Raw genomic sequence first — 13,514 nt, 5'->3', positions numbered from 1 at the left:
CTTTCGCGATCACGTACGTGCGTGAGGGACACTTAATCACCGCGCGTCGTCGCGAGCATTCACTTGTGTTGATTCAGGAGGAGCCACCCGTGGAGTTCGACGTTCTCATCGAGATCCCCAAGGGGTCGCGTAACAAGTACGAGGTCGACCACGAGACCGGTCGCATCCGTCTGGACCGTCGCCTCTTCACGTCGACGGCCTACCCGACCGACTACGGCTACGTGGAGAACACGCTGGGCGAGGACGGCGACCCGCTGGACGCGCTGGTCATCCTCGACGAGCCCACCTTCCCGGGCTGCCTCATCAAGTGCCGCGCCATCGGCATGTTCCGCATGACGGACGAGGCCGGCGGCGACGACAAGCTGCTGTGCGTGCCGGCGACGGACCCGCGCATGGAGCACCTGCGCGACATCCACCACGTGCCGGAGTTCGACCGCCTGGAGATCCAGCACTTCTTCGAGGTCTACAAGGACCTGGAGCCGGGCAAGTCGGTCGAGGGTGCGGACTGGGTCGGCCGCGAGGAGGCCGAGGCGGAGATCGAGAAGTCGATCGCGCGCGCCAAGGAGCAGGGCGCTCACTGACGCCCCTGGTCCGATGGGCTTCGCGGGAGGCGGCACACCCTTCGGGGTGGGCCGCCTCTCGCGTGTCCGGGGGCCGCGGGGCCTCGGCGTTCCGTGCTTCGCCTTTCGCACGGGCGTCGGAGTCCCATACTGGAATCCACGATTCCCTGGGTGTGAGGCGGAGAGAGAGTGGTGGCGGAGCCGGCGGGTCCCGAGGAGGCTCCGGAGGACCGGAAGCCCCTGTCGGACGAGGCGACCTCGGAGTTCGCCCTGCCGGAGGGGCTGGTGCCGGAGCCGCCGCCGGCGGAACCGGAGGGTTCGGCGTTCGTGGTGCCGGAGGGGCTGGCGCCGGAGCCGCCGCCGGAGCCGGAGGGCTCGGCGTTCGCCACCCCGTCGACGTACTCGGCGAAGGACTCGCCGCCCGCCTTCACCCCGGCGTACGGGGTCCCCCTGGCGCGGCTGCCGCACAACGCGCCGTGGCAGGACCGGATGCGGACGATGCTGCGGCTGCCGGTGGGCGACCGGCCTGTGCCGGAGCGGACGCCGAAGGACGAGACGGGGCCGTCGGTGCCGCGCGTGCTCGACCTGACGCTCCGCATCGGAGAGCTGCTGCTGGCGGGCGGGGAGGGCGCGGAGGACGTCGAGGCGGCGATGTTCGCGATCTGCCGGTCGTACGGCCTCGACCGGTGCGAGCCGACGGTGACCTTCACGCTGCTGTCGATCACGTACCAGCCGTCGCTGGTGGACGATCCGGTGACGGCGAACCGGACGGTGCGGCGCCGGGGCACCGACTACACCCGGCTGGCGGCGGTCTACCAGCTGCTCGCGGACATCAACGCGCCGGCGCACGAGGTGTCGCCGGAGGAGGCGTACCGGCGGCTGGCGGAGATCCGGCGCAACCGGCACCCGTACCCGGGCTGGGTGCTGACGGCGGCGGCGGGCGTGCTCGCGGGCGCGGCCTCGACGCTGCTGGGCGGCGGGGCGTGGGTGTTCTTCGTGGCGGCGCTGGGCGCGGTGCTGGGCGACCGGCTGGCGTGGCTGTGCGCGGGGCGGGGGCTGCCGGAGTTCTACCAGTTCCTGGTGGCGGCGATGCCGCCGGCCGCGATGGGGGTGCTGCTGACGCTGCTCCACGCGGACCTGCGGCCCTCGGCGGTGATCACGGGTGGCCTGTTCGCGCTGATCCCGGGGCGGGCGCTGGTGGCGGCGGTGCAGGACGGCCTGACCGGTTTCTACATCACGGCCTCGGCGCGGCTCCTGGAGGTCGCCTACTTCTTCGTGGCGATCGTGGTGGGCGTGCTGTCGGTGCTGTACGTGGCGGTGCAGTTCGACGCGCAGCTCAATCCGGAGGGGGTGCTGAGTCCGGCCGAGCGGCCGGTGACGCAGATCGTGTCGTCGATGGTGCTGTGCGCGACCTTCGCCATCCTGTTGCAGCAGTCGCGGGGGACGGTGCTCTTCGCGACGCTGAACGGCGGGGTGGCCTGGGTGGTGTACGCGTCGATCGCGGTGACCGCGGAGGGGTCGGCGGTGATGGCGACGGCGGTGGCGGCCGGTCTGGTGGGTCTCTTCGGGCAGCTGATGGCCCGGTACCACCACACGTCGTCGCTGCCGTACGTGACGGCGGCGATCGGGCCGCTGCTGCCCGGTTCGGCGACGTACTTCGGGGTGCTGGCGATCGCCCAGAACAACCTGGACCAGGGCTTCGCCTCGCTGGCGAAGGCTGCGGCCCTGGCCCTGGCGATCGCGATCGGGGTGAACCTGGGAGGCGAGCTGGCCCGGCTCTTCATGCGGGCGCCGGGGGCCGGCTCCGCCCGCAGCGCGGCGAAGCGGACCCGCGGCTTCTGAGCGGCCGCCCGGACGGCGCCGCGAAGAAGCCCCGCCCCCGGCCGGGAGGGCCGGGGGCGGGGCTCTGTGGTGCCGGGTGGCGCGGTCGCCGGCGCGGGGTCAGCGCTGGGCGGGCCGGCCGTCCCCGCCGTGCGGCGGGGGGTTCTGGCCGTCGTAGCCGGGCTGACCGTCGTAGCGGGACTGGCTGTCGTAGCCGCCCTGGCCGTTGTAGCTGTCCTGACCGTTGTAGCCGCCCTGGCCGGGCTGCTCGCTGTAGCCCGGTCGGCCGTTGTAGCCGGGCTGGCCGCCGTACCCGCCCTGGTCGCCGTAGCCGCCCTGGCCGCCGTAGCCGCCCTGGCCCGCGTAACCGCCCTGGCCGCCGTACGCGCCCTGATTGCCGTACGCGCCCTGGCCGCCCTGGCCTGCGTAGCCGCCCTGCTCCGCGTAGCCGCCCTGCTCCGCGTAGCCGCCCTGCTCCGCGTAGCCGCCCTGGTGGCCGTACCCGGCCTGGCCGGTCTGCCCCGCCTGGCCGCCGTAGCCGGCCTGCTCGGCGTAACCGGCCTGGCCGCCGTAGCCGCCCTGGCCCGCGTAACCGCCCTGGTCGCCGTAGCCGCCCTGGCCGGCGTAACCGCCCTGGTGGCCGTAACCGCCCTGGCCGGCGTAACCGCCCTGGTGGCCGTAGCCGCCCTGGTCACGGCGGGTGTCGTGGCCGGGCTCGCCGCCCTGGCCGGGCCACTCGTCGGGGGCGTCCTGGTCGCCGGGGGCAGCGGGGGCCGCCGGGTCGGCGGAGGCCGTGCGCTCGGCGGCGGCCTTCTTCGACTGGGAGCGGGCCCGGAGGTACTCGATCACGATCGGGACGACCGAGACGAGGACGATGCCGACGAGGATCGCCTCGATGTGCTTGTGCACGAAGTCGATCTTGCCGAGGGAGGCGCCGAGCAGGGTCACGCCGGCGCCCCAGAGGACGCCGCCGATGATGTTGAAGGTGATGAACGAGCGGTAGTTCATCTTGCTGACGCCGGCGATGATCGGCGTGAAGGTGCGGATGATCGGCACGAAGCGGGCCAGGATGAGGGACTTCGGGCCGTGCTTCTCGAAGAACTCGTGGGCCTTCTCGACGTTCTCCTGCTTGAACAGCTTGGAGTCGGGGCGCCGGAAGAGCGCGGGTCCGACCTTCCGGCCGAAGAGGTAGCCCACCTGGTCGCCGATGATCGCGGCGGCGACGACCAGCGTGCAGACCAGCCACAGCGGGGAGTCGAGCTTGCCGGTGGTGACGAGGAGGCCGGTCGTGAAGAGCAGCGAGTCGCCGGGCAGGAAGAACCCGATGAGCAGGCCGGACTCGGCGAAGACGATGGTGAGGACACCGATCAGGCCGAAGGTCTGGATCAGGTAGTCCGGATCCAGCCAGCTCGGTCCGAGGGCAAGCGTGTTCACGGTTCCGGGCTCCTGGCGATCGGTGGGGGGCATGGGGGGCGGGACATGCCGGCGGCGCGCCCCAAGCTATCAACGTGAGGGGGCGGGTCCCGGTTCCACCCGGACGGCACGGGATGCAGAGCGGCTCCCTTCCGGCGACCCTGGGTGACCAGGAGGTGAGTGCCGATGGGCATCGAGGAGTACGGAGGCGGTCAGGGACCGCACCCCGAGGTGCTGGTGGTGACGACGAACGACGTCCCCGGCTACGAGGTACGGCAGGTGATCGGCGAGGTCTTCGGGCTGACGGTCCGCTCGCGCCACCTGGGCAGCCAGATCGGCGCCGGTCTGAAGTCGATGATCGGCGGCGAGCTGAAGGGTCTGACGAAGACGCTGGTGCAGACCCGGAACCAGGCGATGGAGCGCCTGGTGGAGCAGGCCAGGGCGCGCGGCGCGAACGCCGTGCTGATGTTCCGCTTCGACGTGACGGAAGCAGCGGACGTGGGCACGGAGGTGTGCGCCTACGGGACGGCGGTGATCATCGCGCCGCGCGCCTGAGCCCCGCCGGGGACGGCCTGACGACACGTGAGGCGCGGGGCCGGGCTCCCGGGGCCTGGGGCTTCCGGGCTTCCGGGCTCCCGGCCCTTCGGGCTGCCGGCGTTCCGGCCTTCGGGCCTTCGGGGTTCCGGCTTCCGGACTCCCGGGGTTCCGACCACCGGGGTTTTCGAGGTGTTGTGCGGCATTTGCTCACTTATGGTGGGGCGGTGGCCACCGATCATGACGCGACCGCCCCCGCCGAAGCCCCGGTACGCATCCTGCTGCCGCAGGTGCTGCCCGCCCTCGTGGTGGGCGTCGGATCGGCCCTGCTCTTCCTCGGCATCAGCGAACTCGCCGAGCAGCTCCAGTCGGTGCTCTGGGAGACCGTGCCCGACGCCCTCGACATCGGCCGCTACTCCTCCCTGTGGATGATCACCGTCCTGACGGCCACCGGGATCGCCGTCGGACTGGTGGTCTGGAAGGTGCCCGGCCACGCCGGGCCCGACCCGGCGTCCGAGGGGCTCGGCGGACCGCCGCTGGCGCCCGGCGTGGTGCCGGGGCTGCTCCTCGCCAGCACCCTCGCCCTCGCGGGCGGCGTCAGCCTCGGCCCCGAGCAGCCGACGATCGCCTCCGCGATCGCCCTGGCGGCCTGGCTGGGGCTGCGGGCCCTGCCGAACGTGCCCGGCGCCTTCTGGGTCTCCCTCGCCACCGCCGGCACCTTCGGCGCCCTCTTCGGCACGCCCGTCGCCGCCGCCCTCGTCCTCTCCGAGGCGCTCGCCGGCCGCCCCGGGCAGGGCTCGCTCTGGGACCGGCTCTTCGCGCCGCTCGTCGCCGCCGGGGCCGGCGCGGTGACCACCCAGCTCTTCTCCTCCCCCAGCTTCGCCATGGGCCTGCCCACGCTGACCGACCCCGGCTGGGGGGACCTCCTCGCCGCCCTCGTGATCGCCCCCCTCGGCGCCCTCTTCGGCCTGCTCGGCTGCTGGGCCTTCCCCCTGCTCCACCGGGCCTTCGGCCGGCTGCGGCACCCGATGGCGATGCTGCCCGCCGGCGGCCTGCTCCTGGGCCTGCTGGGTGCCCTCGGCGGGCACCTGACCCTCTTCAAGGGCCTGCACGAGACCGAGGAGCTCGTCGACTCCATCGGGGTGTACTCCTCCGGCGAGCTGGCCAAGCTGGCGGTGGTGAAGCTCGTCGCGCTGCTGGTCGCCGCCGCCTGCGGCTTCCGGGGCGGACGGGTCTTCCCCGCGGTCTTCATCGGCGCCGCCTTCGGCCTCGTCGCCCAGGCCCTCGTCCCGGAGGTCCACCCGGCGGTCGCCGTCTCCGCCGCGGTCCTCGGCGTCCTCCTCGCCACCACCCGGCAGGGCTGGGTGAGCCTCTTCGTCGCCGCCGTCATCGCCGCCTCCCCCGCCATGCTCTCCCTGCTCTGCCTGGCCACCCTGCCCGCCTGGCTGGTCGTCACCGGCCGCCCGCAGCTCGAACTCGACCACCAGGGCCGCGCCCTGCGCTGAACCGCCCGGCCCCCCACCACCCGCCGCAGAAGGAGCCTCCGATGGCCCCCCTCCACAAGGGAACCGACGACACCGACAACGAGCGCTTCCGCCGGCTCGCCCTCAACCCCTTCTACGGCGAGGCCGACCCCGTCGGCGGGATGACCCAGGCCCCGCCCCGCCACCGGATGCCCGACGGGCCGCTGCCGCCGTCCAGCGCCTACCAGCTCGTCCACGACGAGCTGATGCTGGACGGGAACTCCCGGCTCAACCTCGCCACCTTCGTCACCACCTGGATGGAGCCCCAGGCCGGCGTCCTCATGGCGGAGTGCCGCGACAAGAACATGATCGACAAGGACGAGTACCCGCGCACCGCGGAACTCGAACGCCGCTGCGTCGCCATGCTCGCCGACCTCTGGCACGCCCCCGACCCGGGCGCGGCCGTCGGCTGCTCCACCACCGGCTCCAGCGAGGCCTGCATGCTCGCCGGCATGGCGCTCAAGCGCCGCTGGGCCAAGCGGAACGCCGACCGCTATCCCGCCACCGCCCGCCCCAACCTGGTGATGGGCGTCAACGTGCAGGTCTGCTGGGAGAAGTTCTGCGACTTCTGGGAGGTCGAGGCCCGCCTCGTCCCCATGGAGGGCGACCGCTTCCACCTCGACGCCGCCTCCGCCGCCGCCCTGTGCGACGAGAACACCATCGGGGTCGTCGCCGTCCTCGGCTCCACCTTCGACGGCTCCTACGAGCCCGTCGCCGAGATCTGCGCCGCCCTCGACGAGCTCCAGAGCCGCACCGGCCTCGACGTCCCCGTCCACGTCGACGGCGCCTCGGGCGCCATGGTCGCCCCCTTCCTCGACGAGGACCTGGTGTGGGACTTCCGCCTCCCCCGCGTCTCCTCGATCAACACCTCCGGCCACAAGTACGGGCTCGTCTACCCGGGCGTCGGGTGGGCGCTGTGGCGGAGCGCCGAGGAGCTCCCCGAGGAGCTGGTCTTCCGGGTCAACTACCTCGGCGGCGACATGCCGACCTTCGCCCTCAACTTCTCCCGCCCCGGCGCCCAGGTCGTCGCCCAGTACTACACCTTCCTGCGGCTGGGCCGGGAGGGCTACCGGGCCGTCCAGCAGACCAGCCGGGACGTCGCCCGGGGCCTGGCCGAACGCATCGAGGCCATGGGCGACTTCCGTCTCCTCACCCGCGGCGACCAGCTGCCCGTCTTCGCCTTCACCACCGCCCCCGACGTCACCTCCTTCGACGTCTTCGACGTCTCCCGCCGGCTCCGCGAGCAGGGCTGGCTGGTCCCCGCCTACACCTTCCCCGCGCACCGCGAGGACCTGTCCGTGCTGCGGGTCGTCTGCCGCAACGGCTTCTCCGCCGACCTCGCGGGCCTGTTCGTCGAGGACCTGCACCGCCTGCTGCCCGAACTCCGCGCCCAGCCCCGGCCCCTGACGCGCGACAAGGACGCGGCCACCTCCTTCCACCACTAGGACGCCGCGATCTCCTTCCCCCACTAGGACGCGGCGGCGTCGTCCCCGCAGGCCAGGCGGAACTCCGTCCAGCGGACGCCGTCCCGCGTCAGCTCGTACCGGCACCGCGAGCGCTCCCGGAGGAGTCCGGCCGGGGTCCGGCGGACGTACGCGCTGCCGTCGTCCGTCTCGCGGAAGGTCCGGCCGCCGTCCAGGCTGCGGTGGCCGGACAGCTGGGCGGCGATCTCCACCCGGCCGCCGGGGCCCGGCACCGGCAGCCCCTCCAGCGAACGCGGTTCCCGCTCCCCGCCCGCGGTCCACGTGCGCTGCCAGGTCCGGCCGCCGTCCCGGGAGCGGTGGAGCGCCCGCAGCGGGTTCAGCACGGCCTCGCCGTCCGCCGGGTCGCCCAGCTCCGCCGCGTACACCGCGTCCGGCCCCACCACGACCCGGACGGCCCGGACGGGGCCGCCGGCCGGGCTCGGCAGCCGGCTCACGGTCCAGCCGCGGCCCGCGTCCCGGGAGACCGCGACCGCGGGCCCGCCGGTCGCCGGGTCCTCGCCGGTCACCCACCAGGACCCGTCGGGCTCCGCCACCGCCTCCGGCCGCGGGTGCGCCCCGAGGGACGGCCGGCGCACCAGCGTCCGGCGCCGCCCGTCGTGCGGCGAGAGGGCCACCAGGACCTCCCGGGCGCACCGTTCGGCCGGTGCCCCCGGGTCCCCGGCGCACTCGGTGGTGAGCAGCGCACCCTCCGGCACCTCGGGGGTCCGGCCCGCCGGGCGCGGGTCGGTCTGCCGCCAGCTCCGTCCGCCGTCGGCGGTGAACCAGCCGCGCCCCGGCCGCTCGGCGCGCCCTTCCTCGATCAGCGCCCGGCCCGGGCCGAGCACCGACAGGAGCGCCGACACCCCTTCCGTACCGCGCAGTTCGGGGAGCGGGGAGGCGCGCAGCTCCCAGCGGCCGGCGCCCCGGTCAAGCACCGCCACCCGCTGCCGGCAGAAGCCGTTCTCCGGTCGGGCCGGGTCGCCGACGCAGTCGGCGAGCAGCGCGAAGCCGCTGCCGTCGGCGGCGAGGCCGAGGTCCGCCACCCGGCCGGGCAGTGCCGCGCCGTCGGCGACCGGCGGCGGATCGCCGAACGCGCCGTCGCCGTGGGGCCGTTCGCTTGCGCCGCTCGGCCGGGGGTCGGGTGCGGGGTCGGGTCCTTCCGTGCAGGCGGCGAGCGGCCAGGCGAGCAGCAGGGCCACGAGCGCGCGGAGCGGAGCCGGCGTCCGTGGAGCGGATACGCGCATCGGTCTTCCCCCTGTCGCCGGGGAGGTTCGCGGTGAACCCTCTGCCCCCGTCACGCCGTTAGCCGCCTCCGGGTTCCCGACCGTCGGAGAGTCTTCTCCGGCCGGCGGGCCCGGAAACGCCCGGCGCCGGCCCCGCCTCCTCGATTTCGGCGCCGGCCCTAGGCTTCGGCGCTGTCCTCGGCTCCGGCCTCGGTCCCGCCTTCGGCCCGGCCGCCGGCGGACTCGGTCGGCCCCCGCGCCCCGCCGGTCGGCGCCGCGTCCTGCGGGCGCCTACGCGTCGCCGGGGGCGTACGGGTTCTCCCGCCCCTCCGTGAGGACGCCGACGAACGGCTCGCCCTCGCCCGCGAAGGTGTACGCCCCGCTCTCGATCCGCTCGATCAGCCCGAGCGTCCACTCTCGGCCGGCGTCCGCCGAGTGCGTCCACAGGTGCATGATCTCGCCGATGTGCCCGAGCTGCCCCGGGCCGTCCTCCGGCGTGTAGTAGTCGGTCACCGAGGTCCGCCAGGCGTCCAGCCCGCGCAGCCGCTCCCGCAGGAGCTCCACCGCCTCCGCCCGCGGCAGGTCGACGACGAAGCCGACCGCCGCCGACAGGACGTCCATCTGCTGGTCGTAGGTGGACAGCGCCTCCCGCAGCAGCCGGAGGTACTCCGCCCGGCCCGCCTCGGTGATCTCGTACTCGACCCGGGGCGGGCCGCCGGCCGTGCTGGGCGCGCTCTCGTCGGCGCGCAGGAGTCCCTGCTTCGCCATCTGCTTGAGCGCGTGGTAGATCGAGCCGGGTTTGGCGTGGGACCACTCGTGCGCGCCCCAGTACTCCAGGTCGTTGCGCACCTGGTAGCCGTGGGCGCGGCCGTGCTGCTTCACCGCGCCCAGGACGAGAAGGCGGATCGCCGACATCCCCACGTACCTCTCTGGTCGATTCCGACCAGGGTAGGCGGGTCAGGCCCCGGCGGTGCGGCCGCTCTCCTCGGCGATCAGGTCGAAGGAGCCCTTGCCGTCCAGGGACTCGCGGATCACGTCCGCGTGCCCGGCGTGCCGGCCCATCTCCTGCACCAGGTGCAGCAGCATCCAGCGGACCGACACCCGCCCGTCGGCCGGGAACCAGGGCGCGGGCGGCAGCGGGAAGGTGTCGTCCAGGCTCGGCACCGCCCGGACGAACTCCTCGGTCTCCTTCGCCACCCCGTTCCAGAAGGCGAGGACCTCCGGGATCGTCTCGCCGTCGACGAGGCGGAAGGCCTCGGCCCAGGTCTCCTGGGTCCGCTGCCGCTCGTTCTCGCGCTCCTGCGCGAGGCGGAGCCAGTTCAGCTCGACCTCGGCCACGTGCTTGACCAGGCCGGAGAGGCTGAGCTCGCTCGCGCTGGGCCGGCTCGCCGCCTGCTCCTCGGTGAGGCCGAGGAGCGTGCGGCGGAGCGCGGCGCGCTGGGCCTCCACGAAGTTGAGGAACGCTCCGCGCTCGTCGCCGTGGGCCTCCGCGGGAACAAGAGCCACCATGATGTCCGCCTTCCGTCCGTGCGTTTCTCGGGCGGTGCCCACGGTACGGAAGAAAGAGGACAGTTCCCGTCCTAGAAGGGGAAGCGGCTGCGGCCGTGCTGGATCGAGATCCACTTCTGGGTGGTGAAGGCCTCCACCATGGCCTCGCCGTTGAGCCGCCCGATGCCCGAGTGCTTCTCGCCGCCGAAGGGGACGATCGGCTCGTCGTGCACGGTGCCGTCGTTGATGTGGATCATGCCGGTGTGGATCCGCTTCGCCACCCGGACGCCGCGCTCGACGTCGGCGGTGTGGACGGCGCCGCTGAGCCCGTACGGGGTGTCGTTGGCGATCCGCACGGCCTCGTCCTCGCCGTCGAAGGGGAGGATCAGGGCCACCGGGCCGAAGATCTCCTGGGAGAGGACGGGGGCGTCGGCGGGCACGCCGGTCAGCACCGACGGGGAGACGAGGCTGCCCTCGACCGTGCCGCGCAGCAGCGCGGTGGCGCCGGCCGCCACGGCCTGCTCGACGGCCCCGGAGACCGACTCGGCCTGCTGGGTGTTGATGAGCGGGCCGATGTGGGTGGCGGGGTCGGCCGGGTCGCCGACCCGCAGGGTCTTCACCTTGGCCACGAACTTCTCGGTGAACTCCGCCTCCAGGCGGCGGTCGACCAGGATGCGGTTGGCGGCCATGCAGACCTGGCCCTGGTGGACGAAGCGGCTGAAGACGGCCGCGTCGACCGCGTAGTCGAGGTCGGCGTCGTCGAGGACGATCAGGGCGCTGTTGCCGCCGAGTTCGAGGACGGCGTGCTTGAAGTTCTGGGCGCAGACGGTGGCGACGTGGCGGCCGACCTTGTCGGAGCCGGTGAAGGAGATGACCTTCGGGACCGGGTGGGTCAGCAGCGCGTCGCCGATCTCGGCGATGTCGGTGACGACGACGTTGAGCAGTCCGGCGGGCAGGCCCGCCTCCTCCAGGATGCTCGCGACCAGGGTGCCGCCGCAGACCGGGGTGTTCTGGTGCGGCTTGAGGACGACCGCGTTGCCGAGCGCGAGGGCGGGGGCGACCGACTTGAGGGAGAGGAGGAAGGGGAAGTTGAAGGGGGAGATGACGCCGACGACGCCGACCGGGAGGCGGTAGACGCGGTTCTCCTTGCCGTCGACCGGGGACGGCAGGATGCGGCCCTCGGGGCGCAGCGCCAGCTGGACCGCCTCGCGCAGGAACTCCTTGGCGAGGTGCAGCTCGAAGGCGGCCTTGAGGCGGGTGCCGCCGAGCTCGGCGACGATCGTCTCGGCTATCTCGGCCTCGCGGTCCTCGACGATGCGCAGCGCGCGCTCGAAGACCAGCCGCCGGGTGTAGGGGTTGGTCTCGGCCCAGGCGGTCTGCGCGCGCTCGGCGGCCCGGTAGGCGCGGTCCACCTCCTCGACGGTCGCCACGGTGATCGAGGCGAGCTTCTCCCCGGTGTACGGGTTGAAGTCGATGATGTCCCAGGAGCCGCTGCCCGGCTTCCACTCGCCGTCGATGAACTGGTGGGCCAGGTCGGTGAAGTGCGACATGGACGAAGAACCCCTCTGCCGGCTGCCGGTCGCCCGGGCGCGTGCGGGCGCCGGTCGCCGGGGCTACTGATGCGCCGTCATCGTACTGATGTCTCAGGAGAGTTGGAGGAGGCCCCGGAGAAGATCACGGCTTTCGGCCGGATCCGGACTGTCCTTCGCCAGCTTCTCCATCACGGCGGCGTACTGGCCGACCTCCTCGCGCTTGTCGAGGTAGAGGGCGCCGGTGAGCTGTTCCAGGTAGACGACGTCGGAGAGGTCGGACTCGGGGAAGCCGAGCATGGTGAAGGAGCCGCTCTCGCCGGCGTGGCCGCCGAAGCTGAAGGGCATGACCTGGAGGGTGACGCCGGGGTGCTCGGAGACCTCGATGAGGTGCTTCAACTGCCCCCGCATGACGGCCCGGTCGCCGTACGGACGGCGGAGGGCGGCCTCGTCGAGGATGACGTGGAAGTGCGGGGCGCGCTCGGAGACGAGGACCTTCTGCCGTTCGAGGCGCAGCGCGACGCGGCGGTCGATCTCGGCGCGGGAGGCGCCGGGCATGCCCCGGGAGACGACGGCGTGGGCGTACTCCTCGGTCTGCAGCAGGCCGTGCACGAACTGCACTTCGTAGACGCGGATGAGGGAGGCGGCGGCTTCGAGGCCGATGTACGTCTGGAACCAGCCCGGCAGGACGTCGCCGAAGCTGTGCCACCAGCCGGCGAGGTTGGCCTCACGGGCGAGACCCAGGAGCGCACCGCGCTCGGTCTCCTCGGTGACTCCGTAGAGAGTGAGCAGATCCTCTATGTCCCTGGCCTTGAAGCTCACCCTTCCCAACTCCATGCGGCTGATCTTGGATTCGGAGGCGCGGATCGAGTAGCCGGCGGCCTCGCGCGTGATGCCCCTCGATTCGCGCAGGCGCCTCAGCTGGGAGCCCAGGAGGATGCGCCGGACGACGCTCCCGCCCGCTCCGTTCGTTTCGCCTGCGGTCACGGCTCCAGCCTTCCCTTCACGGTGACGAGCCCCCGTCGAGCCCCGGATTCTGCCACCAAACGCTTCAGCCCGTACACATCTGGTTACGGAAGGGGATGCACAGGGGTGAGATCCGGACGGGGCCGGACACGTCGGCGTCAAGAAGATTTCCACAGAATCGCCACAGGGTCGGACAGGTCCGGCACCTGCCGCCGCGTGCACGTGCATCTGCCCTTGCATCCCGTGGGCGCATTCGGAACCATGGACCCCGCGCAGCCGCGTCTCGTGTCGCGTTGTCGTGTTGTTGCACCGTTTCGCACCGTTGTCGCACCACCGCCGCGATTCCCGGGAGTGCCTCGCATGGGGACGAATGGATCGACCGTGCTCGAGCCTTTACGGCAGGGTCTCCCGCCGATCGATCCCGGCGCCGTCTCCTCCTCCGCCTCCTGCGCCCTGCCCGCCCGGTACGAAGCCGTGCGCGGGGCCCGGAAGTTCACCAGTGCGACGCTGGACAGCTGGGACCTCGGCGACCGCTTCGACGACGTGGCCCTCGTGGTCTCCGAACTCGTCACCAACGCACTGCGGCACGCCGCCCCGGAGGGCTCGCCGGACGAGCCCCAGGGCCCGCCGGTGCGGCTGCACCTGATGCGCTGGGCCTCCCGCCTGGTGTGCGCGGTGCGCGACCCCAGCCGGCAGAGCCCGGAGGCGCGCGGCGGCGAGGAGGACTTCTCGGCCGAGTCGGGCCGGGGCCTGTTCCTGGTGGAGTCGTTCAGCGACAGCTGGGGCTGGCACCCGCTCGCCGGGACCCTCCAGGGCAAGGTGGTGTGGGCGCTGTTCCGGGTGGGCCCGGAGGAGTAGCCGACTCCTGAGCACGGAGGCGAACGGGGTGGGGCCCCCGCCGGCGACCCCCCGGGGCCCCCCCCCGTCGCGCGTTGCGCCGGCGGGGTTGGGGGGGCGGGGCCGGGGCAGTCGAGTTTAAACAAAAAAAGCTGCA

At 73.1% G+C, this 13,514-nt stretch carries 12 protein-coding genes; 6 read left to right on the top strand and 6 right to left on the bottom strand.

What is annotated here, in order from left to right:
• Positions 1-89 precede the first annotated feature (89 nt).
• Together ACFW6A_RS30140 and ACFW6A_RS30135 are read left to right on the top strand one after the other, a co-directional pair.
• Positions 90-581 (top strand): inorganic diphosphatase, encoded by a 492-nt coding sequence (locus ACFW6A_RS30140; RefSeq protein WP_043226556.1) that lies wholly within the window; start codon positions 90-92, stop codon positions 579-581.
• Between the two features lie 168 nt (positions 582-749).
• Positions 750-2,402 (top strand): threonine/serine exporter ThrE family protein, encoded by a 1,653-nt coding sequence (locus ACFW6A_RS30135; RefSeq protein WP_386477335.1) that lies wholly within the window; start codon positions 750-752, stop codon positions 2,400-2,402.
• 99 nt (positions 2,403-2,501) lie between these two features.
• Here the strand turns inward: ACFW6A_RS30135 and ACFW6A_RS30130 are convergent, their stop codons facing one another.
• Positions 2,502-3,815, bottom strand: coding sequence for a DedA family protein (locus ACFW6A_RS30130; protein WP_386644348.1), 1,314 nt, complete (start codon positions 3,813-3,815; stop codon positions 2,502-2,504).
• 165 nt (positions 3,816-3,980) lie between these two features.
• On the opposite strand from ACFW6A_RS30130, the gene ACFW6A_RS30125 reads away from it, so the two are divergent.
• The 3 genes from ACFW6A_RS30125 (at position 3,981) to ACFW6A_RS30115 (ending at position 7,296) form a co-directional block, all read left to right on the top strand.
• Positions 3,981-4,349, top strand: coding sequence for a YbjQ family protein (locus tag ACFW6A_RS30125; protein WP_351851505.1), 369 nt, complete (start codon positions 3,981-3,983; stop codon positions 4,347-4,349).
• Positions 4,350-4,555: 206 nt separating this feature from the next.
• On the top strand, positions 4,556-5,833 hold the full coding sequence (locus ACFW6A_RS30120) for an ion channel protein (RefSeq protein WP_351851502.1): 1,278 nt from the start codon (positions 4,556-4,558) through the stop codon (positions 5,831-5,833).
• A 41-nt stretch (positions 5,834-5,874) separates the two neighbouring features.
• The gene (locus ACFW6A_RS30115; RefSeq protein ID WP_351851500.1) at positions 5,875-7,296 is read left to right on the top strand and encodes a glutamate decarboxylase; all 1,422 of its coding nucleotides are present in this window, start codon (positions 5,875-5,877) and stop codon (positions 7,294-7,296) included.
• A 23-nt stretch (positions 7,297-7,319) separates the two neighbouring features.
• On the opposite strand, the gene ACFW6A_RS30110 is transcribed toward ACFW6A_RS30115, so the two are convergent.
• The 5 genes from ACFW6A_RS30110 to ACFW6A_RS30090 all read right to left on the bottom strand — a co-directional run bounded on the left by ACFW6A_RS30110 (position 7,320) and on the right by ACFW6A_RS30090 (position 12,541).
• Positions 7,320-8,558 (bottom strand): WD40/YVTN/BNR-like repeat-containing protein, encoded by a 1,239-nt coding sequence (locus tag ACFW6A_RS30110; protein WP_386644344.1) that lies wholly within the window; start codon positions 8,556-8,558, stop codon positions 7,320-7,322.
• 270 nt (positions 8,559-8,828) lie between these two features.
• Positions 8,829-9,452, bottom strand: coding sequence for a PadR family transcriptional regulator (locus ACFW6A_RS30105; protein ID WP_351851495.1), 624 nt, complete (start codon positions 9,450-9,452; stop codon positions 8,829-8,831).
• Between the two features lie 42 nt (positions 9,453-9,494).
• Positions 9,495-10,046, bottom strand: coding sequence for a DinB family protein (locus tag ACFW6A_RS30100; RefSeq protein ID WP_351851492.1), 552 nt, complete (start codon positions 10,044-10,046; stop codon positions 9,495-9,497).
• A gap of 71 nt (positions 10,047-10,117) precedes the next feature.
• Positions 10,118-11,575 carry an aldehyde dehydrogenase family protein gene (locus ACFW6A_RS30095; RefSeq protein WP_386477353.1) on the bottom strand — a complete coding sequence of 486 codons (1,458 nt, stop codon included), beginning with the start codon at positions 11,573-11,575 and terminating at the stop codon, positions 10,118-10,120.
• Positions 11,576-11,668: 93 nt separating this feature from the next.
• Positions 11,669-12,541, bottom strand: a complete 873-nt coding sequence (locus ACFW6A_RS30090; protein ID WP_351851487.1) for a helix-turn-helix transcriptional regulator — start codon at positions 12,539-12,541, stop codon at positions 11,669-11,671.
• A 339-nt stretch (positions 12,542-12,880) separates the two neighbouring features.
• Between ACFW6A_RS30090 and ACFW6A_RS30085 the strand changes: the two genes are divergently transcribed.
• Positions 12,881-13,378, top strand: a complete 498-nt coding sequence (locus tag ACFW6A_RS30085; RefSeq protein ID WP_351851484.1) for an ATP-binding protein — start codon at positions 12,881-12,883, stop codon at positions 13,376-13,378.
• Positions 13,379-13,514 lie beyond the last annotated feature (136 nt).

Source organism: Streptomyces sp. NPDC058758, from assembly GCF_042746075.1.
Lineage (GTDB): Bacteria > Actinomycetota > Actinomycetes > Streptomycetales > Streptomycetaceae > Streptomyces.
This window is presented reverse-complemented; position numbering and strand designations above follow the sequence as displayed.

Bases quoted from the DNA above. Each gene is read 5' to 3' on its own strand.
- ACFW6A_RS30125 (WP_351851505.1), top strand. From the start codon at position 3,981: ATGGGCATCGAGGAGTACGGAGGCGGTCAGGGACCGCACCCCGAGGTG.
- ACFW6A_RS30115 (WP_351851500.1), top strand. From the start codon at position 5,875: ATGGCCCCCCTCCACAAGGGAACCGACGACACCGACAACGAGCGCTTC.
- ACFW6A_RS30110 (WP_386644344.1), bottom strand. From the start codon at position 8,558: ATGCGCGTATCCGCTCCACGGACGCCGGCTCCGCTCCGCGCGCTCGTG.
- ACFW6A_RS30105 (WP_351851495.1), bottom strand. From the start codon at position 9,452: ATGTCGGCGATCCGCCTTCTCGTCCTGGGCGCGGTGAAGCAGCACGGC.
- ACFW6A_RS30100 (WP_351851492.1), bottom strand. From the start codon at position 10,046: ATGGTGGCTCTTGTTCCCGCGGAGGCCCACGGCGACGAGCGCGGAGCG.
- ACFW6A_RS30095 (WP_386477353.1), bottom strand. From the start codon at position 11,575: ATGTCGCACTTCACCGACCTGGCCCACCAGTTCATCGACGGCGAGTGG.
- ACFW6A_RS30085 (WP_351851484.1), top strand. From the start codon at position 12,881: ATGGGGACGAATGGATCGACCGTGCTCGAGCCTTTACGGCAGGGTCTC.